This is a genomic window from Corynebacterium sp. UD i78 (assembly GCF_056280545.1).
In genome coordinates this window covers 2,373,816-2,395,910 of record NZ_JBWCED010000001.1, presented here as the reverse complement: position 1 = coordinate 2,395,910, position 22,095 = coordinate 2,373,816, and the positions used below count along the sequence as shown (strand labels likewise).

Annotated in this window: 21 protein-coding genes; 12 read left to right on the top strand and 9 right to left on the bottom strand. The window is 66.7% G+C overall.

What is annotated here, in order from left to right; all coding sequences use genetic code 11:
- Nucleotides 1-72 precede the first annotated feature (72 nt).
- Nucleotides 73-777 carry a TetR/AcrR family transcriptional regulator gene (locus ACZ9GM_RS11265; RefSeq protein WP_476037865.1) on the top strand — a complete coding sequence of 235 codons (705 nt, stop codon included), beginning with the start codon at nucleotides 73-75 and terminating at the stop codon, nucleotides 775-777.
- A gap of 3 nt (nucleotides 778-780) precedes the next feature.
- On the opposite strand, the gene ACZ9GM_RS11260 is transcribed toward ACZ9GM_RS11265, so the two are convergent.
- The gene (locus ACZ9GM_RS11260; protein ID WP_476037864.1) at nucleotides 781-1,500 is read right to left on the bottom strand and encodes a DUF1707 domain-containing protein; all 720 of its coding nucleotides are present in this window, start codon (nucleotides 1,498-1,500) and stop codon (nucleotides 781-783) included.
- A gap of 72 nt (nucleotides 1,501-1,572) precedes the next feature.
- Here ACZ9GM_RS11260 and ACZ9GM_RS11255 point away from each other — a divergent pair, with 72 nt between their 5' ends.
- Nucleotides 1,573-2,922 (top strand): TIGR01777 family oxidoreductase, encoded by a 1,350-nt coding sequence (locus tag ACZ9GM_RS11255; protein WP_476037863.1) that lies wholly within the window; start codon nucleotides 1,573-1,575, stop codon nucleotides 2,920-2,922.
- 248 nt (nucleotides 2,923-3,170) lie between these two features.
- The gene (locus ACZ9GM_RS11250; protein WP_476037862.1) at nucleotides 3,171-4,310 is read left to right on the top strand and encodes a hypothetical protein; all 1,140 of its coding nucleotides are present in this window, start codon (nucleotides 3,171-3,173) and stop codon (nucleotides 4,308-4,310) included.
- A 317-nt stretch (nucleotides 4,311-4,627) separates the two neighbouring features.
- Here the strand turns inward: ACZ9GM_RS11250 and ACZ9GM_RS11245 are convergent, their stop codons facing one another.
- A complete protein-coding gene (locus ACZ9GM_RS11245; RefSeq protein WP_476037861.1) occupies nucleotides 4,628-5,917 on the bottom strand; it encodes a flavin-containing monooxygenase in 1,290 nt (429 codons plus the stop codon).
- 118 nt (nucleotides 5,918-6,035) lie between these two features.
- On the opposite strand from ACZ9GM_RS11245, the gene ACZ9GM_RS11240 reads away from it, so the two are divergent.
- Nucleotides 6,036-6,971, top strand: coding sequence for a LysR family transcriptional regulator (locus ACZ9GM_RS11240; RefSeq protein ID WP_291474525.1), 936 nt, complete (start codon nucleotides 6,036-6,038; stop codon nucleotides 6,969-6,971).
- Nucleotides 6,972-6,974: 3 nt separating this feature from the next.
- Here the strand turns inward: ACZ9GM_RS11240 and ACZ9GM_RS11235 are convergent, their stop codons facing one another.
- Together ACZ9GM_RS11235 and nhaC are read right to left on the bottom strand one after the other, a co-directional pair.
- Nucleotides 6,975-7,682, bottom strand: coding sequence for an SDR family NAD(P)-dependent oxidoreductase (locus tag ACZ9GM_RS11235; protein WP_291474524.1), 708 nt, complete (start codon nucleotides 7,680-7,682; stop codon nucleotides 6,975-6,977).
- On the bottom strand, nucleotides 7,679-9,259 hold the full coding sequence (gene nhaC / locus ACZ9GM_RS11230) for a Na+/H+ antiporter NhaC (RefSeq protein WP_476037860.1): 1,581 nt from the start codon (nucleotides 9,257-9,259) through the stop codon (nucleotides 7,679-7,681). Before nhaC ends, ACZ9GM_RS11235 begins: the two co-directional genes overlap by 4 nt.
- Nucleotides 9,260-9,500: 241 nt before the next feature.
- Here nhaC and ACZ9GM_RS11225 point away from each other — a divergent pair, with 241 nt between their 5' ends.
- On the top strand, nucleotides 9,501-10,349 hold the full coding sequence (locus ACZ9GM_RS11225; RefSeq protein ID WP_476037859.1) for a hypothetical protein: 849 nt from the start codon (nucleotides 9,501-9,503) through the stop codon (nucleotides 10,347-10,349).
- Nucleotides 10,350-10,497: 148 nt separating this feature from the next.
- Here the strand turns inward: ACZ9GM_RS11225 and ACZ9GM_RS11220 are convergent, their stop codons facing one another.
- Both ACZ9GM_RS11220 and ACZ9GM_RS11215 read right to left on the bottom strand, forming a co-directional pair.
- A complete protein-coding gene (locus ACZ9GM_RS11220) occupies nucleotides 10,498-11,883 on the bottom strand; it encodes an aspartate aminotransferase family protein (protein WP_476037858.1) in 1,386 nt (461 codons plus the stop codon).
- Nucleotides 11,880-12,326, bottom strand: a complete 447-nt coding sequence (locus ACZ9GM_RS11215) for an Lrp/AsnC family transcriptional regulator (RefSeq protein WP_291474520.1) — start codon at nucleotides 12,324-12,326, stop codon at nucleotides 11,880-11,882. The genes ACZ9GM_RS11220 and ACZ9GM_RS11215 overlap by 4 nt, the downstream gene beginning before the upstream one ends.
- A gap of 220 nt (nucleotides 12,327-12,546) precedes the next feature.
- On the opposite strand from ACZ9GM_RS11215, the gene ACZ9GM_RS11210 reads away from it, so the two are divergent.
- Genes ACZ9GM_RS11210 through ACZ9GM_RS11200 form a run of 3 tightly spaced genes read left to right on the top strand, consistent with a single transcriptional unit; the run spans nucleotide 12,547 to nucleotide 14,804 of the window.
- Nucleotides 12,547-12,933 carry a hypothetical protein gene (locus tag ACZ9GM_RS11210; RefSeq protein WP_476037857.1) on the top strand — a complete coding sequence of 129 codons (387 nt, stop codon included), beginning with the start codon at nucleotides 12,547-12,549 and terminating at the stop codon, nucleotides 12,931-12,933.
- Nucleotides 12,909-13,370, top strand: coding sequence for an ABC transporter permease (locus ACZ9GM_RS11205; protein WP_291474518.1), 462 nt, complete (start codon nucleotides 12,909-12,911; stop codon nucleotides 13,368-13,370). Before ACZ9GM_RS11210 ends, ACZ9GM_RS11205 begins: the two co-directional genes overlap by 25 nt.
- A 3-nt stretch (nucleotides 13,371-13,373) precedes the next feature.
- Nucleotides 13,374-14,804, top strand: a complete 1,431-nt coding sequence (locus tag ACZ9GM_RS11200) for an NAD(P)/FAD-dependent oxidoreductase (protein ID WP_291474517.1) — start codon at nucleotides 13,374-13,376, stop codon at nucleotides 14,802-14,804.
- An 8-nt stretch (nucleotides 14,805-14,812) separates the two neighbouring features.
- Here ACZ9GM_RS11200 and ACZ9GM_RS11195 read toward each other — a convergent pair whose 3' ends face one another.
- The gene (locus ACZ9GM_RS11195) at nucleotides 14,813-15,007 is read right to left on the bottom strand and encodes a hypothetical protein (protein ID WP_291474516.1); all 195 of its coding nucleotides are present in this window, start codon (nucleotides 15,005-15,007) and stop codon (nucleotides 14,813-14,815) included.
- Between the two features lie 346 nt (nucleotides 15,008-15,353).
- Here ACZ9GM_RS11195 and ACZ9GM_RS11190 point away from each other — a divergent pair, with 346 nt between their 5' ends.
- The gene (locus ACZ9GM_RS11190) at nucleotides 15,354-16,679 is read left to right on the top strand and encodes an MFS transporter (RefSeq protein ID WP_476037856.1); all 1,326 of its coding nucleotides are present in this window, start codon (nucleotides 15,354-15,356) and stop codon (nucleotides 16,677-16,679) included.
- Nucleotides 16,680-16,825: 146 nt separating this feature from the next.
- On the opposite strand, the gene ACZ9GM_RS11185 is transcribed toward ACZ9GM_RS11190, so the two are convergent.
- Entirely contained in the window at nucleotides 16,826-18,802 is a 1,977-nt protein-coding gene (locus ACZ9GM_RS11185) for a BCCT family transporter (protein ID WP_476037855.1), read from the bottom strand.
- Nucleotides 18,803-18,869: 67 nt separating this feature from the next.
- On the bottom strand, nucleotides 18,870-19,832 hold the full coding sequence (locus ACZ9GM_RS11180) for a flavin reductase (protein ID WP_476037854.1): 963 nt from the start codon (nucleotides 19,830-19,832) through the stop codon (nucleotides 18,870-18,872).
- A 330-nt stretch (nucleotides 19,833-20,162) separates the two neighbouring features.
- Here ACZ9GM_RS11180 and ACZ9GM_RS11175 point away from each other — a divergent pair, with 330 nt between their 5' ends.
- Genes ACZ9GM_RS11175 through ACZ9GM_RS11165 form a run of 3 tightly spaced genes read left to right on the top strand, consistent with a single transcriptional unit; the run spans nucleotide 20,163 to nucleotide 22,092 of the window.
- Nucleotides 20,163-20,894 carry a GntR family transcriptional regulator gene (locus ACZ9GM_RS11175; RefSeq protein WP_476037853.1) on the top strand — a complete coding sequence of 244 codons (732 nt, stop codon included), beginning with the start codon at nucleotides 20,163-20,165 and terminating at the stop codon, nucleotides 20,892-20,894.
- Entirely contained in the window at nucleotides 20,891-21,532 is a 642-nt protein-coding gene (locus ACZ9GM_RS11170) for an amino acid synthesis family protein (RefSeq protein ID WP_476037852.1), read from the top strand. The genes ACZ9GM_RS11175 and ACZ9GM_RS11170 overlap by 4 nt, the downstream gene beginning before the upstream one ends.
- On the top strand, nucleotides 21,532-22,092 hold the full coding sequence (locus ACZ9GM_RS11165; RefSeq protein ID WP_476037851.1) for an amino acid synthesis family protein: 561 nt from the start codon (nucleotides 21,532-21,534) through the stop codon (nucleotides 22,090-22,092). The genes ACZ9GM_RS11170 and ACZ9GM_RS11165 overlap by 1 nt, the downstream gene beginning before the upstream one ends.
- The last annotated feature ends 3 nt before the right edge of the window (nucleotides 22,093-22,095 follow it).

Genomic DNA, 22,095 nt, shown 5'->3' with positions numbered 1-22,095 from the left:
AGGAGCCTCCTGAAGTGTGGCTAGCGCTGATATGTAACACCATTTCGGTGATACATGGGCTACGCTAGCAGAATGGTTGGACAGCTGTCGACGGGAACCAGGGAGAAGCTGATCAACGCGGCCGTCGGCATGATCTCCCAGACACCCGGTGAGGACTTCTCCCTGCGCGCCGTATGCGAAGCGGTGGGAGTCACCCTGCCGACGGCGTACCACTTCTTCGGCTCGAAGAAGGGACTCATGGACGCGGTCGTGGAGCACGGCTTCGACCGGTACATGGCGCTGAAGGAGTCGACGGAACCGTCAGGGGACCCCGTCCAGGACATCCGTGCCGGGTGGGACGCCCACGTCGCCTTCGGGCTGGCCAATCCGGGCGTCTACGCCCTGATGTTCGGCAAGGTCCAGCCCGGTTACGTTCCCGCCGGTCAGTCCCGGCCGGGCGAGGTGCTGCTGTCACTGACGTCCCGGGCCGCAGCACAAGGACGCCTGGCCGTGTCCGCGGAGCAGGCCACCGCGCACATCCTGGCGACGAATATCGGGGTGACCCTACGCCTGATCGCCCTGGACCAGCCGGATCCCGCACTGTCGGCCGCGGTGCGGGAGGGTGTGATCAGTGCGATCACCGGCGCTGAGCCTGCGGACCGCGACGACCGCGACTCGGCCTTCGCCACCGTGGTTGAGCGGGCCGTGGCGGACCCGGACATCCTCGGCCCGGCGGAGACCCGACTTTTCGTCGAATGGGCGCAGCGGCTGCGGCAGGCGCACGAGGTACAGGCGTGAACCTCACCACACCCCGGTGATGGACACGTTGTAGGTCACGTTCGGCAGGTCCACGCCGATGACCGTGACCGTCGCGGGGAAGACGGCGCCATGATCGCCCACCGAGCATTCCACCGCCGCTCCGAGCTCCACATCCAGGGCATCCGGGCAGGTCACGTACTCGGGGATGTGGCCACGGTCGTTGAGGTAGTCGCCGCGGATCGTCGTCTCCATCTCGTAGACCGAGATCTTCGGGGTGGTGTCCCCGGGTTCCTCACCGGTTCCGCCGGCGTCCCCGGCAGGCACGGCAGTGGCGACCTCGGACTCGGATTCCGTCGGCTGATCCTCAGATGCTCCGGCAGGAGTTTCCGAGACCGCCGGTGTTGCCGGTGCAGGGGCAGGGGAATCGGATCCGGACCGGCCCACCAGCATGACCACGGCCGCGACGACGACCAGGGTCACCACAGCGACAATCACGACGATCAGCCCGGTCGCCGGATTCTGCGACGGGATCAGCGGGTTGGCCTTCTTCTCCGGTGCCGAGAACTCCGGACGCTCCACCTGCAGGTCCTTGATCAGTTCCAGCAGGTCACCACGGGTGGCGGCCGTCATCGCCGCAGACACGCGCTCGTCATGCTCCAGGGAGTTGAGCTGGCCCTCCGCATAGGCCCGGTCGATGAGGGACGCGATCTTCGTGCGGTCCAGATCCGTGGCGCGCAGATGGGCGGCGTACGGGTTGTCCATGGCGTCCTCCCGGGTCGGCGCGGTGGTTTCGCGGGGGTGGATGCCCAGTCTAACCGCGTACCCTTGACCTGTATGCGTCCCACCACCGCTCTCACCGCCCGCACCACCACCCACGAGTTCGAGACCCAGCTGCCGCACCCCGCAGTCGACGTCTGGGACTGGCACACCCGCCCCGGCGCCGTCGTCCGCCTGACCCCGGGATTCGCGCGCATGCGGGTCCGCTCCGAGGCCTCCGACCTTCGCGACGGCACCACCACCTTCTCCCTCCCCGGTCGGCTGACCTGGGAAGCGCGCCATGATCCGGAGGGTTTCGCCGAAGGGCGCAGCTTCGTCGACGACTGCGTGAACCGGCCTTTCCGCTTCACCGGGTGGCACCACGAGCATCTCATCACCGACAGTGGCGACGGCACCTCCACAGTCACCGACCGGATCACCTCCCGCGTCCCGACCATCCTGCTCAGCCGCATCGCCGCCTACCGCCGCCGCCAGCTCACCGACGACCTCGCCCACCTCGCGGAGTTCCGGGAGCTCGACACTCCGCCGCTGACCATCGCGGTCTCCGGGGCATCCGGCCTCGTCGGCACGCAACTCGTTGCGCTGCTCCGGACCGCCGGGCACACGGTGATTCCGCTGGTCCGTAACCATTCCGGAGAAGGACGCCACTGGGATCCCGCGGCGCCTGACCCTGATCTTCTCAACGGGGTGGACGCCCTGGTCCACCTCGCCGGGGCCCCGATCTTCGGACGCTTCACCGACTCCCACAAGGCCTCGATGCGTGACTCGCGGGTCGGGCCGACCCGACGGTTGGCCGAGGTCGCGGCGTCCTGCGGGGTGAAGGTCCTCGTGTGCGCCTCCGCCGTCGGGTTCTACGGGGCCTCGCGCCCCGAACCGGTGGGTGAGGACGCCCCGAGGGGCGACGGATTCCTCGCCGACGTCGTCGCGGACTGGGAGGACGACTGCACCGTCGCTGCTGAAGCCGGGGTGCGGGTGGTGAGTATCCGGACCGGACTGGTGCTCGGCGGGGGAGCGCCGCTGCTGTCGCTGTTGGGCGCCTCATCCCGGGTCGGGGCAGGACGCCTCGGGTCCGGCGGGCAGCACTTCCCCTGGATCGGGGTCGACGACCTCGCCGACATCTACCACCGCGCCGTGGTGGATTCTTCCCTGGTGGGGCCGGTGAACGCGGTCGCCCCGGAGGACATCACCGAGGGAGAGTTCGCTACTGTGCTGGCCGAGGCGCAGAAGGTGCGGGTGCCGTTGCGCGTACCGGTGCCGGCTGTGGGACCTGCGGTGCTGCTGGGCAGGGACGGTGCCGCGGAGCTTGCCTTGGCCGACCAGCATGCACGGCCGGTGGTGCTGACGAACCTGGGGCACCGGTTCCGCTTCACCACCGCGCGGGACCTGCTGGCCCACGAGCTGGGGTAGCGGTCTCGTTTCTCCCACTCCACCGCGTCACACCGCACCATGTCTCGCCGCGCCGCATGTCCGCATCACGCAGCGTGAGGCTGCTCTGGCCCCCTCGTAAACGACCTCAGCCTGCGCGATGCCGACATGGTTGCCGAGGGGCTTCCCCAGGGCAGCGTCCTGAAGGTATTGTCGGGAAATGCACTGTGCCGGGGGACGGGGCGGGCGCCGCGGGGAGGCCGCGGGGGATCACAGGGAGGGACAACACTATGGCGCATATCGTCCGGCAATTGCCGGCGCACATCATCGAGGCACAGGAGAACGGCCTGCACACGGCAGGAAGAGGTCCCTGGTACTGCACCAGAATCCTGCCCGATCACCTACCGGTCCGCAGGCAGGAGCTGCTCGCTTCGGGCACGACGAGGTGGGTCATCGACCGTGACTGGATCCAGGTCGCGGACGGGATGATGGTGGAGAATCAGCGTCTGCCCGGTCTTGCCGACGCCCGAGACCTCGGAGCATTCCCCGCGTGCATGGTCACCCGGGTCCGCGCGCTGCATCAGCTGCACCCGACCTTCATCATCTCCGGCTGGGCGGCGGCGCCGTTCCACGGACTCCTCTACTGGGCGGATTCGGCGGCCGTGCTTCTCCTGGCGGAAGGCCGGTCCAACGGTTCCGACCGCACGGAGATCGCGCAGGGGAGTCCGCTGAGCCCGGTGATCCGTCCGCTGCCGCCGGGTTTCGACCTGGAGCGGGACACCATTGCCCCTGATCCACTCTGTCCGCAGATGCGCGTGGTCACGGCGGCGGTGGCGCTCGCCCAGTGCCTGCGGTCGGTCCTGTCCGGCAAGCACGGGTGGCAGGTGGTGCAGGTCGACGGTCTCTCCGACCGGCAGGTCCGCGCGGTGCAGCTGATCGACGCCTTCGCGCAGTGCTCGACCGTGACGTGGAACCAGCTGGAGGACGCCGCGACAGGTCTGATCTCCCGCAGGGAACTACGGCGGCTCAGTCGCCTGGTGGCGGCAGGGGCGGAGTCGCCGCGGGAGACCGAGCTCCGACTCATCGTGCGTGACCTGCTGCCGGACGGGCATCGGTGGGAGACGCAGGTGGAGGTGGCGTACCGGGAGGAGACATCGTGGGGTGGGACGCGGGACCGGACGACCTTCTTCGACATCGGCTGCCGCAGTCTGCGGATCGGGCTCTACTACGACGGGAAGCACCATGATGAGGAGGGGCAGACGGAGAAGGATTTCGAGCAGCTGCAGGATCTCACCGACGGGGAGTGGATCGTGGTGCGGGTGAACAGGACGCTGATGAAGAACCGTCCGAAGTTGATGCGGCAGCTGCGCAATGCGATCGCCCGGGCCGTCGCTGCGCGGCAGGCTGCTCCTGCGACCCGGAACTCATGACGATGTCCGCATCACGCAGCCTGAGGCTGGTCAGGCCCCCTCGCCAACGACCTGAGGCTGCGGGACGCCGACATCCAGGTCGCCCCGTGGGCCACCGGGGGCAGGCGGTGGCATAGTTCACCGGGGACCCGCCCCGCAGACTCTTCCGTCGCAGGGGGCTGCTGCCGACACACTACGGGATGTTACGGATACCCCGTCAGTTCCCTGGAAGCTCTGCCGGAACACCCGCAGGAACAGGTGAGCACCCCGTGAAGACGGCAGCGCATCGAGTCACGGTCGGAGGGCCGGCCGTCCTCACCGCACTGCGGGGATGCCTGCTACACCGTCATCGGGTCCAGCGCCTCCAGCGACCGGAGGTGGGCGTCCGTGTCCGCCATCGCGTCGTTCCACAGGTTGCGGACCACGTCGATCTTCGTCTCGGGTTCCTGCACCTTCTGGAAGTAGGAGGTCAGCGGTAGCGGGGTGTCACCGGCTCCCTCGTGCAGCGCGATCATCCGCAGGATCCGTGTGGTCTGCTCGCCGTACACCGGGATCTGCGGACCACGCGGTGCGATGAGTCCGACGAAATAGAGGTTCTCCACGCCCTCGGGCAGGATCCCGCCGGCGTAGCGTACCGGCGCCCCGTTCTCCTGCCGCAGCAGTCCTGAATCCAGGAACGGCAGGGACGTGCGGAAGCCGGTGGCCCAGATGATGGAGTCGTACTCCTTCGACATGCCGTCTGCGAACGTGACGGTCTTCCCCTCGATCCGCTCGATCGCCGGCCGCACGCCGATGCGCCCGTGCTGGATCCAGTAGAGCAGCAGGTCGTTGACGGTGGTCGGCCCGTCCGCGAGGGTGTGTGCCTCGGGCATCGGAAGGCCCGGGTAGGCACTGTTCTCGCCGATGGAGACCCGTGCCATGAGCCGGTTGATCAGGTCCTGCTCGTCGGGGGTGAAGTCGCCGAGGAAGGGGACCATGGACCGCGGGATGCCGAAGTACATCTTCGGCTGGAACTGCACTCCGTGTCGTACGACGATGTCGCATTCCAGCCGGTGCTGGGCGACGTCCACCGCCATGTCACAGCCGGAGTTACCCACACCGACGACGAGGACGCGGCGTCCTTCCAGTTCTTCGGTGTTGCGGTACCGGCTGGTGTGGACCTGGTAGCCGGTGAAGGACCCGGAGACCGGCGGTACCTTGGCGTCCCAGAGGTGCCCGTTGGCGACGAGGACGCCGTCGAAGACGCCCTCGTCGCCGCGGGAGGTCACCACGGACCAGCCGGCGGAGCCGACCGGGTCACCGTCCGGTGCCTCCAGTGGGGACGCCGAGATCACCGTGGTGTCGTAGCTGATGACACGGTGCAGGTCGAAGGCGTCCGCGTAGGAGTGGATGTATGCGGTGACCTGGTCACGGCTCGGGAAGTGCGGGTAGTCGGCGGGCATCGGGAAGTCCGGGAAGTGGGTCTGGTCCCGGGCGGTGATGAGGTGCAGGGCGTCGTAGTCGGTGTTCCAGTGTCCGCCGGGGACGTCGGAGGCCTCGAACGTGGAGACGTCATGTCCGGCGTCGAGCAGCAGTCTGGTGGCCGAGAGTCCGGCGGCGCCGGCTCCGATGATGGCAAAGCGTCCCATGGTCGTTCCTCCTGAGGTTGTGTGGTGGGGCTACTCCCATGCTCGGCGACCACCTAAGATAAGGGAAGACCTTTGTTACTTCAGCAGTTCGAGCTAAAACCTTGAGCAGAGAGGTGCCATGACGCATCCCCGCCCGTCCCCGGGTATCACCCTCCAGCAGTTCGCCTACTTCCTGGCTGCGGTGGAGCACGGCTCTCTCTCGGCCGCCGCCGAAGCGAACTACATCGCCCAGCCCAGCCTGTCCGAGCAGATCAGACGGATGGAACGGACGCTCGGTGTCCCCCTGTTCATCCGCACGAACCGCACCCTGATCCTCACGGACGCCGCCCGTACCCTCGTCCCCCACGCTGAGGAGGTCCTCGCGACCGCCGCGGCCGCGGTCGACTCGGTCACTCCGATCCGGGAACTCACCGGCGGCACCGTCAGTTTCGGGTCCTTCAGCACGGCCCGTCATCTCTTCCACCGGATCCTCGTCGAGCGGTTCCGTGAAGAGTTCCCGGACGTAGGCCTGCGCCTCATCGGCGACAATTCCGTCCAGGTCGCTGACGAGGTCCGGGAAGGGCGCCTGGAGGCGGCGATCGTCGCGCTCCCGGTCGACGACTCGGGCCTGGAGGCCGAACCGGTCGCCTGGTCACCCCAGGTCTACCACTGTTCCTCCACACCCCCGGAGGACGCCGCCCCGAAGACCGTCCGTGACATCGTGGACGCTTCACTCATCATGCCGGAGGTGCAGTGGGGTGATTCCGACCCGACCCGCCGACGCCTCATGGAGATCGCCCAGCAGCAGGGGCTGAAGATACGGGTGGACATCGAGGTGTCGCCGCTGACAGCCCTCGAACTCGCGGCGGACGGAGTGGGTGACACCATCTCCCCCTATCCGTTGGCCGACGTCGCCGGGGTCGCGCACCGGCTCCACTGGACCCCGCTCGAGCCCGTGATGCGCGAGAACTTCGCCTTCATCCGGCGCCGGAACGCTGTCCTGAGCCCCGGTGCGCTCGCGGTGCAGCGCATCATCCTCGACCGGCTGTCGGAGATCCCCCCGGATGCTCCGTGACGGTTACCGCATGACGTCCGCCCCGGAGAGCACGATAGTCTCCCCGGAGAGGAAGGCGGCGTCCTCTCCGCCGATCATCTCCACCCACCGGGCGATCTCCACCGGCTGCGCCACCCGCCCCAGGGGCACGGACTTCGCCGCCTCCGCCATACGACCCGTCGCCGCATTGCCGGGGGTGTCCACCCAGCCCGGGGCGATCGCATTGACCCGGATTCCCGAGGGGGCGAGCTCCAGGGCCAGCTCCTTGGTGAGCATCACCACCGCGGCCTTTGTCGCACCGTAGATCAGCTGCCCGGGGGAGACGGTGAAGGCGTCGACCGAAGCGAAGTTCACCACTGCCGACCCCTTCCCGAGGTACGGGCGGGACGCAGCGATGACGTTCAGCGTGCCCAGCACATTCACGTCGAAGGTCAGCCGGTAGAGCTTCTCGGTGAAGGTGTCGAGCGTCGACGGCGGGAAGACACCGGCGATGTTGGCGACGAGGTCGATACGGCCGCTGTCGTGCAGGGCGTCGGCGAGAGCCGTTTCCACCGCGTCCCGGTCGGTGATGTCAACCGCGGCCGGCAGGAGCGCATCTGCGCTGTAGTCCAGTTCGTTGAGGTCCAGGGCGATCACGGTCCAACCATGGTCGAGGAGGAGCTCAGTGGTCGCGCGGCCCATTCCGCTCGCAGCGCCGGTGACGACGGCGGTGTGTGTGGTGTTCTCGGTCATTTCTGTCCTGCTTTCTGGAGTTCGGTGTCGTGGGAGCAGCGGGTGTCGTGGGTGTCAGGCCCGGGTTCGGCGGCGAGGCTCCCGCCCGTGGCGGTGGTCTCTCCGCCGGTCTTTCCGTCAGCTTCCTCGTCCTCGTCCGGGACGGTGGCGACGGTGAACTGGGTCAGCGCCACCAGCAGTCCGAATCCGGTCGAGAAGAAGGCGAAGAAGAGGAAGGGCATGTAGTCCAACGTCGCGACGCCGAGCGCACCGGCGGCGAAGATGCCGCCACTGGACCAGGGGAAGAAGGGATCGTAGACGGTGCCGGAATCCTCGATGGTGCGGCCGAGATTCCGGGGGTCGAGCCCGAGCTTCCTGTACCCGGGCAGCAGGAGCGTTCCGGCCATCACCGCAGCGAAGGAGAAGGACGCCCCGAGTCCGACCGAGGTGAAGACGACCGGGGAAGTCAGCGACATCAGCCGACGCCGGGTGTTGGCGAAGCGCAGGAACTTCTCGATGATGACGCCGACGAATCCGCCCTTGTTCAGCAGGCCCGAGGTGCCGACCGCGAAGAGGAAGAGCATCGCCAGACCTGCCATGGACAGAAGCCCACCGCCGGAGATCAGGCCGTCGATGTCCGGGGTACCGGAATCGAGGACGAATCCGGAGTGCAGGACAGCGATGACGTCCTCGACAGTCGCACCCTGCGTCGTCATCGAGACGCACATCGCGCCTACCGCGCCGGCGAAGATGGAGATGAACGGGGGAACGCGGAAGATCAGCATCGCCACGGTGACCAGGACCGGGAGCAGTGAGAACCAGCCGGTGTCGAAGCTTCGGTTGATGCCGTCGACGATGGTGTCGATCGAATCGCCGGTGTTGTCGTTGTGGTCGACGACGAACCCCAGCACCGTGAACAGGACCACGGTGCAGATGTAGGCGGGGACCGTGGTGATCAGCAGGTACCGGATGTGGGAGAACAGTGGCACGCCGGTGATCGCGGCGGAAAGGTTGGTGCTGTCGGACAGCGGAGACATCTTGTCGCCGAAATAGGCGCCACTGATGATCGCGCCGGCGGTGAGCCCGGCCGGCAGGTCGAGGGCACCGCCGACGGCCATCAGTGCGACACCGACGGAGCCCATCGTGCCCCAGGAGGTGCCGGTGACGAGGGAGGTGATCGAGCAGAGCAGGAGCGCGGTGACGTAGAACCAGGTCGGGTTGATCGTCTCCAGACCGAACCGGATGATCACTGGGATGGTGCCCGCCTGGGCCCAGGTGCTGATGAGCATACCCACGGAGAGCAGGATCATCACGAGCTCCAGGACGGTCCGCATGGAGTTGAAGGCCGCGTCCTGGATCTCGTCGAAGTTGAAGCCGCGGACGGCGAGAATCAGCATCAGCGCCACCATTGCGAAGAACATCGACATTTCGATGGGTGCGTCGAGGAAGATGGTGCCGACCGCGAGGATGGCGGCGACGATGAAGATCACACCGGCGGAAAGCTGCACACGCGGTTTAGGGGGCTCGTCACCGGTTCCGCGTCCGACGGCGCCGGATGCGGTGGCGGATTTTTGGCCGGGCCAGATCGTCAGAGCCATGATGCCTCCTTGGTTGTGTCGTGCTTCACAACCTATGGAGTCGATTCGCTATCGGTCCAACATGTAATCAGATGACTGGATCAAGGTTTTGCCTTCAGCCAGGGAACTGCGCAGGTCGGAGCGTGTTTGATTCGGAATGTAATCTCCCGGACACGCAGCATTTAATCCTCCTGACACAGAAGCGCCCCGGACCGGTACCTGTCCGGCAGCGCAGCACCACCGACCGCGATACGCTGAAACAATGACTGCACCACGTACCACCCGACGTCCGTCCCTCACTCTCGGCAGCCTCGGCATCCTCGGCGCGTCCACCGTCATCGCTCTCGCGCCGGCGGCCACCGCCGCCCCCGCACCGCGCCAGGACGATGGCGGACACATCGTCGCCCCCGCCCGGACCCAGATCACCGTCGAGCACACGGGGACCGGTTTCCGCGCCGGCACGGCCAACCAGCACGAGTCCCGGCCGGCACTGTCGATCGTCAAGCTCTACATCGCCGACTACGTCTTCGCCCACGGCACCCCGGCCGACCAGGCGGACGCCACCCGCATGCTGCAGACCTCGGATGACGGCATCGCGTCCCGGCTCTACGCGAAGTACCCGCAGTCGATCTCCACGACCGCGAACGCCTACGGCCTCAACGACACCCACGATCCCGGCTACTGGGGCGATTCCACCACCTCCACCGCCGATTCGGTGACCTACCTGGAGGCGAAGAAGCGTCAGGATCCGGGCTCCCCGGTGCTCGCGGCCCTGGCCAGCGCCTCCCCGGTGGCGGCCGACGGGATGCGCCAGGACTACGGCACCGCCGTGCTGCCCGGTGTCATCGGCACGAAGTGGGGCTGGTCGGACGACCAGACCTCGTTCACCGCTTCGGCGTCCTACGGTGCGGACTTCTCGGTGGCCGCCCAGACGAACGGGCCGGCCGCACAGCTGACCGGCGATGTGGTGGACGCGTTCCAGCCGTCCGCGCCTTCCCCGTCGCCTTCCCCCGCCCCCGGCATCCCGGGGCTGCCCGACCTTCAGCTGCCGGACCTGCCTGATCTGAACCTCCCGGAAATGCCGCCCATGCCTGAGCTGCCCTTCCCCTGACGGTGACACGCTGACCCCTATGTCGGCATCACGCAGCGTGAGGTCGGTCTGACCCCCTCGCCAGCGACCTCAGCCTGCGTGCTGCGGACATCCTCTTTCCCGGGGGACGCCGCGGCGACGCAGGCAGGACGCCGACCCCACCGAACCCCTACAGCAGCTCCTGCGCCTGACCCAGCACCGAGCGCAGGATCGCCTCCATCTCCTCGAACTCCGATTGGCCACAGGTCAGCGGGGGAGACAGCTGGATGACGGGGTCGCCGCGGTCGTCGGCCCGGCAGTACAGCCCCTCCTCCCAGAGCTTGCCGGTGACGAACCCCTTGAGGATGCGCTCCGATTCCTCGTCGGTGAAGCTCTTCTTCGTGGCCTTGTCCTTCACCAGCTCGATGCCGTAGAAGTAGCCCTCGCCGCGCACGTCACCGACGATGTCCAGGTCGGACAGCTTCTCCAGGGTGGACCGGAACGCCGGCGCATTCGTGTGGACCCGGTCATTGAGTCCCTCCCGCTCGAAGATGTCGAGGTTGGTCATCGCCACGGCACAGGCCACGGGGTGCCCGCCGAAGGTGTAGCCGTGGCCGAAGGTCTCGCCGTCGCGTCCGAAGGGCTCGAAGAGGCGGTCGGACGCGATCATCGCGCCCAGCGGTGCGTACCCGCTGGTCAAGCCCTTGGCGCAGGTGATGATGTCCGGCACGTAGCCGAAGTCGTCGCAGGCGAACATCGAGCCGACGCGTCCGAAGGCGCAGATCGTCTCATCGGAGACCAGCAGCACGTCGTGCTCATCACAGATCTCCCGGACCCGCTCGAAGTAGCCGGGCGGCGGCGGGAAACAGCCGCCGGCGTTCTGCACCGGCTCGAGGAAGACGGCGGCGACGGAGTCCGCCCCCTCGAAGAGGATCGCCTCCTCGATCCGGTCGGCGGCCCAGCGTCCGAAGGCCTTCTCGTCGCCGTCGAAGCGGGCGTCCGCCCGGTAGAAGTTGGTGTTCGGCACCTTCAGCGCGCCGGGAACCAGCGGCTCGAACTGGTTGCGCAGCCCGGGCAGGCTGGTGATGGTCAGCGCGCCGTGCGGGGTGCCGTGGTAGGCGACGGCACGGGAGATGACCTTGTGCTTGCCGGGCTTTCCCTGCAGTTTGAAGAAGTTCTTCGCCAGCTTGAAGGCGGACTCCACCGAGTCGCCGCCACCGGAGGTGAAGAAGACGCGGTTGAGGTCGCCGGGGGCGTAGCCGGCGAGCCGTTCCGCCAGCTGCACGGCCGGTTCGTGGGCGTAGGACCACAGCGGCATGAAGCCGAGCTTCTTCGACTGTTCGTAGGCGGTCTGTGCGATCTCCTCGCGCCCGTGGCCGACCTGGACGACGAACAGTCCGGCGAGTCCGTCGATGTACTCGCGGCCGGCGTCGTCGTAGATGTGGTGGCCCTCACCGCGGGTGATGACGGGTGTGGTCCCGCCCTCGTAGAGGTGCCGGTGGCTGGCCATGTGCATCCACAGGTGGTCGCGGAGACTGTCCTGTGTGGTCGTTGGTGTGGTGGTCGGTGGTGTCATCGTGTTCCCCAGTTGTAGGTTTCGTTCCTGATGTCGAGGTAGGTCATGGTCTCGGTCTCGCGGACGCCGGGCGTGGCGCGGATCGTGTCGACCAGGTCGAGCAGTTCGCGGTCGTCGGCGCAGACGACCTCCACGAGGAGGTCGTAGACGCCGGCCGTCACAACGACGTAGGACGCTGCGGACAGCTCGGCGAGGGCGTCGGCGACCGGGCTGACAGGGCCGGTGGTGCGGACGCCGATCATCGCCTGCCGCAGAAACCCGAGCTGGCCGGGGTCGGTGACGGCGACGATCTGCATCACACCTGAGTCGATGAGCCGGGAGACACGTTGCCGGGCGGCGCCCTCGGACAGTCCGACGGAGCGGGCGATGTCGGCGTACGAGCGGCGTCCGTCCTGCTGCAGCAGCTCGATGATCTGTTTGGACGTGGGGTCCAGTTCGGTCATGGGTGTCCTCCTCTGCTCATCCGCAGATTCTACTGAATTCGTGGACGGCGGTGTCTCTGAGTGTGGTTTCAGTTGTTACTTGGTCGTTAAATAGTGGTTTCAGGTGTTCCGTTCGAGGGATGAACAACGTACGGTGTCTTAAAACGAACGTCATTCGTGATGTACGTCACTGATCTGCCCCACTGCCCCGCCCTCCGACCCCGACCGACGAGGAGATCCCGTGAACGTCCCAGGCGACAGCTTCACCATCGTCAACGCCGTCATCTTCGACGGCCATGCGGTGCTGGACGCCGACAGCCTCACCGTCACCGACGGCGTCCTCACCTCGGTGGGACCCGCCCCGGGGACCGATGCAGACGCCGGGCCCCGCCGCATCATCGACGCCGCCACCGACCTCGACAGCACCATCTGGCTCACCGGTGGCGGCTGGTCCATGTCGGACTTCCCGGGCGGAGCCCCCACCGCCGCCCAACTCGACGCCCTGTGCGCCGAGGTCGGTGTCGACCGCCCGATCCAGCTGGCCAGCGCCGACCATCACTCCACCACGGTATCTCCTTCCTCCCGTGGTTCGTCACCCTCGGTGTGGACTGGGGCATCAGCCCGGTGAACAACGGCATGGTCCGCCTGGTCATCAGCCATGCGATGTTCTCCCTGGCTGTGGTGACCTTCATCATCCGCGCCCGGATGGGCACCGTCGACAAATCCCTGGAGGAGGCCGGTGCGGACCTCGGGGCGAACGCCTGGCACCGGTTCAAGGACATCACCCTGCCGATCGCCGCCCCCGGCGTGATGGCGGGTGCGCTGATGGCCTTCACCCTCAGCCTCGACAACACCATCCTCTCCAGTTTCGTCCAGCAACCGGGCTACACTCCGTGGCCGGTGTACATCTTCGCCGCGGTGCGCGTGGCGTTGCGCCCGGAGGTCGCCGCGATGTCGACGATCATGCTGGTGCTCACGCTCGTCGCCCTGGCACTGGTCGGACTGGTACTGAAGAAGACCGGCGAATCCGCGTCCGGCATCGTCAAGACAATGGCAGGAAGCTGACCCATGGGATCCCTCAACATCATCGGCGCCCTCAAGGACGCCTCGACCACCCCGTTCTGGCTGGACACCTCCGACCGGTCGGCCCCGGAGCCCGCGCTGCGCGGCCATGAGGACGCCGACCTGGTCATCGTCGGCGGCGGGTTCACCGGACTGTGGACCGCGCTGCAGGCGGTGGAGGACGATGAGGCCGCCGGCACGCCCCGCCGCATCGTGCTTCTCGAGGGCACCGAGATCGGCTGGGCGGCGTCCGGACGCAACGGCGGCTTCTGCTCCGCCAGCCTCACCCACGGTGAGGAGAACGGCGACCACCACCTGCCCGGCGAGAATGGACGGCTCACCGAACTCGGCCTGGAGAACCTCGACGCCATCGAGGCGACCGTGGAACGGCTCGGCCTGGACTGCGAGTTCGAGCGCACCGGCGAACTCTCGCTGGCCTTCGAGGAATGGCAGGTCAAGGACCTGAAGGCCGCCCACGACCCGGACAACGGCTTCCGCTGGCTGGATGCCGGGGAGGTACAGGACCACGTGCACGCTGCCGGCGTCCTCGGCGGTCTGCTCGACGAGCGGAACAACGCGATGATCCACCCGGCGAAGCTGTGCTGGGAGCTCAAGCGCGTCCTGCTCGGGAAAGGCGTGGTCATCCACGAGCACTCCATGGTGCGTGACCTGCGCGAGGAACTGGCCGGGATGGTCGTGGACACCGACCAGGGTTCGGTCACCGCGCCGACGGTGGCGCTGGCGACGAATGTCTTCCCGACGCTGTTGAAGAAGACCGTGCTACACACCGTGCCGGTGTACGACTACGCCCTGATGACCGAGCCGCTGACCGATGCGCAGCTGGACGCGGTGGGGTGGCGTCACCGGGAGGGACTTGATGACGTGACCAACCGGTTCCACTACTTCCGGCTCACCGCCGACAACCGCATCCTCTGGGGCGGATGGGACGCCGTCTACCACTTCGGCAAGAAGGTGCTCCCGAAGTACGACCAGCGTCCGGCGACCTTCGAGACCCTGGCCGGGCAGTTCTACGCGATGTTCCCGCAGCTCGACGGTGATGCGCCGGAAGGCGTCGACGGGGGAGTGGTCTTCAGCCACAAGTGGGGCGGTGCGATCGACACCTGCTCGCGCTTCTTCCCCTTCTTCACCACCGGCTACGGCGGGAAGGTGGCGTACACCGCCGGGTTCACCGGGCTGGGCGTGGGTGCCTCGCGCTTCGCCGGCCGGGTGATGCTGGACCTGCTCAGTGGTGAGAAGACCGAGCTCACGGAGCTGGAGATGGTGCGGAAGATGCCGAAGCCCTTCCCACCGGAGCCTGCCGCGTGGCTGGGTGTCCAGATGATGACGAAGGCCCTGATCAAGGCCGACGAGAATGAGGGACGCCGGGGGCCGTTCCTCAAGGTGATGGACGCCCTGAAGATGGGCTTCGACAGCTGACGCGTCCTCTAGCGGGCGGCGCGGAGCTGACGACGGGCGCGGCGCAGGCCCCAGGCCGCCTGGTCGGTCTGCCAGTGGAGTTCGGAGGCGAGCTGGGCGAATGCCTCGTCGACGTCGATGAATCGACGGGTCATGCGTGCCTTCAGCGCCTCGACGGCAGCGTTGATGTGCTGCTGACGGTCGTGATCGGAGAGAGTGTGCATGAAGGGCAGCCTAGCAAAGGCAAGGCTGTCCAGTGCAGGAATGGTATGTACGGTACAGTAACCACCTCCGGCCAGGGGTGCACCGGGGGCCCGCGTCCTGCTAATGTCTCCACCCATGTACACCGGCACCGCTTTCCTGAAGCTCCGCACCCTCCGCTGACAGCGGAGAACGGTCGAGGCCACTCCCGTTCCCTCCGCTGTCCGACGGTCCACCGCACATCTGCGGGGACGTCGGGCGGCCCTTGGTCCCCACCCTCAGCGCTGCCCTGCCCCCCGCGCTCCACCGGAGAGCAGAATGCCCCGTACAACTCCGCGCAGATCCGCGCGCACAACCCCTTACACCGGTATGCGTACCTTCGTCCACATCCTCGTCAACACCGCCGTGGCCAACCTCGCCACGAGCTTCCTCTGGTTCGGCCTGACCTTCTGGATCTACGCCGAGACCCGAAATGTCATCGCCTCCGGCGCCGTCGGCGCCGCCTACATGCTGTTCGTCTCGGTGTGCAGCATGCTCTTCGGCACGCTCGTCGACCGGTTCGACAAGAAAGCCGTGATGGTCTGGGCCACGGTCTTCGCCCTCGGCATGTTCCTCATTGACCTGGGGTTCTTCGCCGTCGCCGGGGCCGACCGCCTGTCCGACATCACCCAGCCGTGGTTCTGGTTGTTCACGGCGATCATGCTCGCCGGCGCGGTCGTCGAGCAGCTCCGCGGCATCGCCCTGTCCACCACGGTCACCCTTCTCGTCCCGGAGGAACGACGCGCCAACGCCAACGGCATGGTCGGCACTGTCCAGGGACTGTCGATGCTGGTCACCAGCGTGTTCAGTGGGCTGTCCGTCGGCTATCTCGGCATGGGCTGGACCATGGTCATCGGTACCGGCATCCTCATCCCGGTGCTGCTCCACCTCGCGTCCCTCACGGTCAGGGAGGACGCGGCGGGCAGTGCAGAAGATACCGGTGGTGACGACAGCGCCGACAGTGACGCGTCCCCCACCGGTCTGGTCGACCTGCGCGGCGGCTGGGCCGCGGTCATCGCCGTACCCGGGCTGCTCGCCCTCATTCTCTTCACCACGCTGAACAACCTCTTCGGCGGGGTGACGTTGGCACTGATGGACCCCTACGGCATCGAGCTGTTCGGTGTGCGGGGCTGGGGTATCGGCTTCGCCGTGGCCGCCACCGGTCTCTTCGTCGGCGGCGGACTCGTCGCGGCGAAGGGCCTGGGGCGCAATCCGGTGCGCACCATGCTGCTGTGCGCCGCCGCGGTCGGTGTGGTCGGCGCCCTGTTCACGATCCGCGACGCCGGCTGGCTGTTCCTCCTCGGTTCGTGGCTGTCGATGGCCCTGATCCCTGCGGTCGAGGCGGCGGAGCAGACCGTCATCCAGCAGGTCGTCCCGTACCGGAAACAGGGCCGCGTCTTCGGCTTCGCGAACACCTTCGAGGCGGCGACGGCACCGGTGACCGGTCTGCTCGTCGCCCCGCTCGCGGAACTGTGGGTGATCCCCTACATGGAGACCGACGCCGGGCGGGACACCTGGTCCTGGCTCGTCGGCACCGGTGAATCACGCGGTATCGCCCTGGTCTTCGTTGCCGGTGGTGTGCTGTGCGTCCTGCTGTCGCTGGCCGCACTGTGCACCCCGCAGTACCGGCTGCTGCGCACTAAGGTGACGGGGTGAGGCCGCGGGCGGGGATTCCGCTGTTGCTCCGGGCGTGAGCGTGGCAGGCAGGTAGGCGATGCAGGTTCACGTCCCGTGAGGCTGATCTGACGGGCTCAGACCGGCCTGGCGGGACGTAAACCTGCATGGGGTGACGGGAGGTCAGGCTATTGCGGCTTGTCAGTGTCCCCGGCCCCTCCGTTCTTCTCGGTGGCGTCGATGACGTTCTGACCGGTGACGTCGATATCAGTCTCCGGTACCGGGCTGTCGCTCCAGGTCTTGGATTCGTAGTCGAACTCGATCTCGTTGCCATCAGCATCGGTGCGTCGGTACCAGGCGGTGACCTGTTCGGCGGTGGAGTCGAAGTGTGCACCTGCGCTGCGTCCGTTGACTGCCGGGGCCACCGACAACTCGAAGTCGTCGCCGTGCTCCTCGAGGCCCTTGACCACCGCATTCTGGATAGCGGTCTTGGCATAGTCGTTGCGGATCGCTGCAGGATCCGTCCTGAGATCCTTGATGAAGGCGACGGCTATACCGATGAGTACCAGTGAGAAAGGCATTGCCACCAGGATCGTGAGATTCTGCAGGCCAGTCAGGGCAGTCTCGCCGCCGACCAGGAGCATCACCACGGCGATGCCCATCATGCACAGGCCCCAGAAGACCACGATGATCTTCCGAGGTTCGGGGTTACCCCGCTCCGACAGTGTTCCCATGACCACGGAGGCGGAGTCCGCCGAGGTGATGAAGAAGACCGCGAGTACGAACATCAGGAGGAACGGGGTGATCGCGCCCAGTGGAAGGTTGTCGAACAGCGAGAACAGGACATTCTCGGAGGATGCCGACCCGTCGAATCCTTCCTTACCCTCCCGGTGGAAGGTGATGGCGGTGCCACCGAAGACGGTGAAGGCCAGGATCAGGATGAAGGTCGGGGCCAGTGTGGTGACGACAGCGAACTCGCGTATGGTCCGGCCGCGGGAGATGCGGGCGATGAACATGCCGACGAAGGGCGTCCAGGCGATCCACCAAGCCCAGTAGAAGGCGGTCCAGATGGACTGGAATTCGACGGTTTCATCACCCCAGGACAGTCCACGACTGACCATGTCCATCATGTTGCCGAGGTAGGACGCGATGCCGGCGGGCACGAGGTTCAGCAGGAACAGGGTGGGGCCGAGGATGAAGACGAACAGCACCAGGCCGAGGGTCAGGGTGATGTTGATGTTCGACAGGTAGCGGATGCCACGGGAGACGCCGGAGACGGCACTGATGATGAAACACAGGGTGAGGATGGAGATGATCAGGATGAGGACGGTGTTGGTGACCTCGGACGCACCCGAGACGATCTTCACTCCTTCACCGATCTGCACGGCGGACAGGCCGAGGGTCGCGGCGGTGCCGAAGAGGGTGGCGATGATCGCCATCATGTCGACGAGTCGTCCGGGCACTCCCTCAGTCTGCCGCTGCCCGAAGAGGGACCGGAATACGGAGCTGATCAGGGTGACGCGTCCCCGGCGGTAGGAGCTGTAGGCCAGCGCACCTCCGACCATGGCGTAGAGGCCCCAGATGAACAGTCCCCAGTGGTAGTGGGACTGTGCCATGGCGCGGTGGAGGGCCGCCGGGGTCTCCGCGTCCACGGTCTCAGGTGGCGGGGAGATGAAGTAGGACAGCGGCTCGGACGGACCGAAGAAGAAGATGCCGACACCGATACCGGCACCGAACATCATCGCCACCCAGGCGAAGCGTGAGAACTCCGGGGTTTCGTCGTCCTTGCCGAGCTTGATGCGTCCGAACCGGGAGAATGCCAGGTACGCCATGACGATGACGCCGAGCAGCATGGTGAGGTTCAGTAGCCACCCGAGGTTCTTCAACGCCCAGTTGAACATCGCGGAGGAGACAGTCCCCACCGAGGCCGGGCTGATCACGCCCCAGGTGATGAAGGCGACGATCAGGGCAGCGGTGATGCCGAAGACGACCTTGTTCAGTCCGAACCGGTTCCGCTGCTCCTCGACGGAGATACCGGGGACCAACCCGGGGTGGAGGTCATGCGGGTAGAGGCCGACGGAGGACTGTGTGGTGGCTCTCCGCAGGGCATCGACCGGATACCTGCGGACGTGCGTCCGCTGACTATCCCGGTTGTCATCGTTCATGGTGTTCGTGTCCTGTCTGGTTCAGGAGAAGTGGGGTCGGAAAAAGACGGGCAGGGGGTGCGAGGACCTAGTCCAGCGGGGTCAGCTCGTGGCTCTCGAAGAACTGCCCGGCCTTGTAGATGATCGGGTCGTTGTCGGTGGACTCGGAAGTGCGGACGCGGCCCACGAAGATGGTGTGGGTCAGAGCCTGGAACCGTTCCTTGATCTCGACCTCGACAGAGGCGGAGGAGCCGTCGAGCAGCGGCGAGCCGTTCGGCCCCCGGTGCCACTCCAGCTCGGCGAACTTGTCGGTGCCCTTGGAGGCGAAGGTGCGCAGGGTGTCGCGCTGGTTGCAGCCGAGAATGTTGATGCCCATGTGGGTGGCGCCGAACAGGGAGGCGTAGGTCGAGGACGTCTTCTGGATGCAGACCATCACCAGCGGCGGCTCCAGGGAGACCGAGTTGTAGGAGTTCACGGCCAGGCCACGGGGCTTACCCTCGTCGTCCATGGTGGTGACGACGGTGACACCGGTGATGAACTGCCGGTTGAAGGCCTTGAGTGCTTCCTTGGTCGGCTCGCCGTCGAGGTTGTCCCAGACGGCGTCGGTGTCCTGGTCGAAGGCGGAGCCCAGCGACTTCAGGCCGAGGTCGGCGAGCAGGGCGGAGGTGTCCCAGGTGGCTTCCTCGAGGGCGATACGGCCGGCGTCGAAGGTGAGCAGGTTGGAACCGTGGGTGACGACCTTCGTCCCGGTCGGCGGCACGTCGCCGAAGGGTTCGGTGAAGGTGCCGGTGGAGTGCCAGTAGACCGCGGCCTTGCAGTCGCGCTCGTCACCGTCGATGACGATGTGGTCGACGGTGGTGGTGAGGTCGGGGAAGGCGTCGCGGATGGCGAGGATGTCGCGCTTGATGGCGTCGAGCCCGGTGGTGGACGTGGAGCGGGTGCTGCGACGCTGGTAGTTCTGCGCGGTGAGTTGGTCGAAGACGGTGACGTCACCTTTGTTCCAGGCGGCGTCCCAGGCGTTCGTGATGGACGTCTTCAGGGAGTTGGTCATATGCACCTCTTTCGGTTGGCTGCCTGTGCTGGCGTTGCATGCAACAGGACGTCGTCTCTTGTATTCAAGACACGGTAGACAGTGAGCGTGGTCACGTCAATGGGGGAGACAGAACTTTTCCGGAAGGACGCCACCTCCCGGTCGCGGAGCTCCGACGGGGCACGTCAGCGTAACGGGGAAACTCCCATGGAAGTGCTAAGCCAGCATGTAGATGTAACAATCTGCGTCATCTCCCGGAAACAGGGCGAGGGGTGGAAGATGGTTACCCCCGGTGAAAAACATGCCCGCGGACCCTTGCGTGCGCCGGCAGTCCATGGCACAGTCGCTTGTATGCAACATACAGCCACTGAAAATGCCCCGGGAACCCCTCTGATCGAACTGATCAGGTCCCGCATCATCTCCGGTGAGCTCGCCCCCGGGGAGCTCATCCCCGAGACCGCGCTGGCCGAGGAGTTCAACGTCAGCCGCACCCCGGTCCGCGAGGCCTTCAAAGTCCTGCAGATGGAGGGACTGGTCCACATCCGTCCCCGCGTCGGCACCTTCGTCCACGAGCCCTCGCGCCGGGAGATCGTCGAGATGTTCCAGATCAAGGAGAGTCTCGAGGGGCTCGCGGCGTCCCTCATGGCCCGTCGCGGCAGCATCCCGGAACTCGATGCCCTCCAGCGCAACGTCGATGAGTCGGACGCCGCCGCGGCCCACGGCGATTCCGCCCGGTACGCCGAACTGGTCGCCGAGTTCCACTGGACGTTGATCCGTGGTGCGGACAACTCGAAACTCTCCGAGACCTACACCTGGCTGATGAACCAGCTGGCCTACCAGCGGCTGGTCGAGCGCACCGTCGCAGACCCGAAACGGCTCACCGAGTCCGACCGGGAGCATCACAAGGTGCTGGAGGCGATCCGGCAGAAAGATCCCTACGGCGCCGAGATGGCGATGCGTGACCACGTGCACGCGTCCAGTCGGGCGGCGCTGTACCGGACCTTCGGGAACACAGAAGCCGCAGAAGACACAGAAGACACAGCAGACACAGCAGACACAGCAGAAACAGAGGAGCAGCAGTGAGTACACCCACCACTTTCGAGGAGCTCGGTGCCGCCCTCGGCGTCCGCCGGGTCACTCTCGTGACCGAGGAGGTCGTCGCCGAGGCCGGTGCGGTCCTCGCCACCCCGGTCCACAAGGCCGCGGCGATCGCCGTGGTGAAGAACCCGTGGATCGTTGACGGGGCCTCCACCGGCCCCGACACCGACCTCAATGACGCGACCCGGGAGATCGCCCCGGTGATCGCCAAGCTGCTGGCCGACCGTCTTCTCGAGACCCTCGGCGGCGCCGGCAACATCGAGGCCTTCGGCAAGGCGGCGCTGGTCGGTACGGACGGCGAGCTGGAGCACGCCGGCGCGCTGATCCACACCCCGTACTTCGGCAATCTCCTCCGGGAGATGCTCGAAGGCACCTCGATCATCTGTTTCACCGACGGCCGTACCGAACCAGGCACGAATGTCCACGTCCCGATGTGGCACAAGACCCATGCAGCCAACCGGGACCACTACCAGACCATCGACGTCTCCCTGGCGGACGCCCCGCACGCCGACGAGATCTGTGTCATCGCCGCGGCGTCCACCGGACCGCGTCCCTTCCCCCGCATCGGGGACCGCACGACCGACATCCCCGTCACCACCGACATCCTGAAAGGCAGAATCTGATGGCTCTTGAACTCCGCAAGCTCACCACCACCGTCGACGAAATCTTCACCGAGGGCGGACGCGAGGTCAGCCCCGCCAAGCGCGTGGTCGTCGTCGCCGCAGTCATCAGGAACCCGTGGGCCGGCCAGGGTTTCGTCGAGGATCTCACCCCCGGCATCGACGCCACCGCCTCTGACCTGGGAGCCCTACTCGCCCCGCGCGTCATGGAGGCCCTCGGTGGCCCGCTGGAGGCTTTCGGCAAGGCCGCGATCGTCGGCACCGACGGCGAGATCGAGCACGGCTCCGCGCTCATCCACACCCTGAAGTTCGGCAATCACTTCCGGGACGCCGCCAACGCCTCGACCCTGCTGCCCGCCGTCGAGAAGCGCGGCGTCTCCGGCGCCCCCTTCGACATGCCGCTGAAGCACTTCACGGACGCCACCGTCCGCTCCCACCACCAGACGGTGGAGTGCCGGGTGGCGGACGCCCCGCACGCCGACGAGATCGTCATCGCCCTCGGCGGCACGGCGTCCGGTCGCCCGCAGGAGCGCCTGGCGTCCTTCAACGCGGCGGAGAAGTAGGAA

Bases quoted from the DNA above. Each gene is read 5' to 3' on its own strand.
- ACZ9GM_RS11185 (WP_476037855.1), bottom strand. From the start codon at position 18,802: ATGAACGATGACAACCGGGATAGTCAGCGGACGCACGTCCGCAGGTAT.
- nhaC (WP_476037860.1), bottom strand. From the start codon at position 9,259: ATGGCTCTGACGATCTGGCCCGGCCAAAAATCCGCCACCGCATCCGGC.
- ACZ9GM_RS11165 (WP_476037851.1), top strand. From the start codon at position 21,532: ATGGCTCTTGAACTCCGCAAGCTCACCACCACCGTCGACGAAATCTTC.
- ACZ9GM_RS11215 (WP_291474520.1), bottom strand. From the start codon at position 12,326: ATGACCGAACTGGACCCCACGTCCAAACAGATCATCGAGCTGCTGCAG.
- ACZ9GM_RS11255 (WP_476037863.1), top strand. From the start codon at position 1,573: ATGCGTCCCACCACCGCTCTCACCGCCCGCACCACCACCCACGAGTTC.
- ACZ9GM_RS11175 (WP_476037853.1), top strand. From the start codon at position 20,163: ATGCAACATACAGCCACTGAAAATGCCCCGGGAACCCCTCTGATCGAA.
- ACZ9GM_RS11200 (WP_291474517.1), top strand. From the start codon at position 13,374: ATGGGATCCCTCAACATCATCGGCGCCCTCAAGGACGCCTCGACCACC.
- ACZ9GM_RS11265 (WP_476037865.1), top strand. From the start codon at position 73: ATGGTTGGACAGCTGTCGACGGGAACCAGGGAGAAGCTGATCAACGCG.
- ACZ9GM_RS11220 (WP_476037858.1), bottom strand. From the start codon at position 11,883: ATGACACCACCGACCACCACACCAACGACCACACAGGACAGTCTCCGC.
- ACZ9GM_RS11190 (WP_476037856.1), top strand. From the start codon at position 15,354: ATGCGTACCTTCGTCCACATCCTCGTCAACACCGCCGTGGCCAACCTC.
- ACZ9GM_RS11225 (WP_476037859.1), top strand. From the start codon at position 9,501: ATGACTGCACCACGTACCACCCGACGTCCGTCCCTCACTCTCGGCAGC.
- ACZ9GM_RS11180 (WP_476037854.1), bottom strand. From the start codon at position 19,832: ATGACCAACTCCCTGAAGACGTCCATCACGAACGCCTGGGACGCCGCC.
- ACZ9GM_RS11245 (WP_476037861.1), bottom strand. From the start codon at position 5,917: ATGGGACGCTTTGCCATCATCGGAGCCGGCGCCGCCGGACTCTCGGCC.
- ACZ9GM_RS11250 (WP_476037862.1), top strand. From the start codon at position 3,171: ATGGCGCATATCGTCCGGCAATTGCCGGCGCACATCATCGAGGCACAG.
- ACZ9GM_RS11195 (WP_291474516.1), bottom strand. From the start codon at position 15,007: ATGCACACTCTCTCCGATCACGACCGTCAGCAGCACATCAACGCTGCC.
- ACZ9GM_RS11240 (WP_291474525.1), top strand. From the start codon at position 6,036: ATGACGCATCCCCGCCCGTCCCCGGGTATCACCCTCCAGCAGTTCGCC.
- ACZ9GM_RS11235 (WP_291474524.1), bottom strand. From the start codon at position 7,682: ATGACCGAGAACACCACACACACCGCCGTCGTCACCGGCGCTGCGAGC.
- ACZ9GM_RS11260 (WP_476037864.1), bottom strand. From the start codon at position 1,500: ATGGACAACCCGTACGCCGCCCATCTGCGCGCCACGGATCTGGACCGC.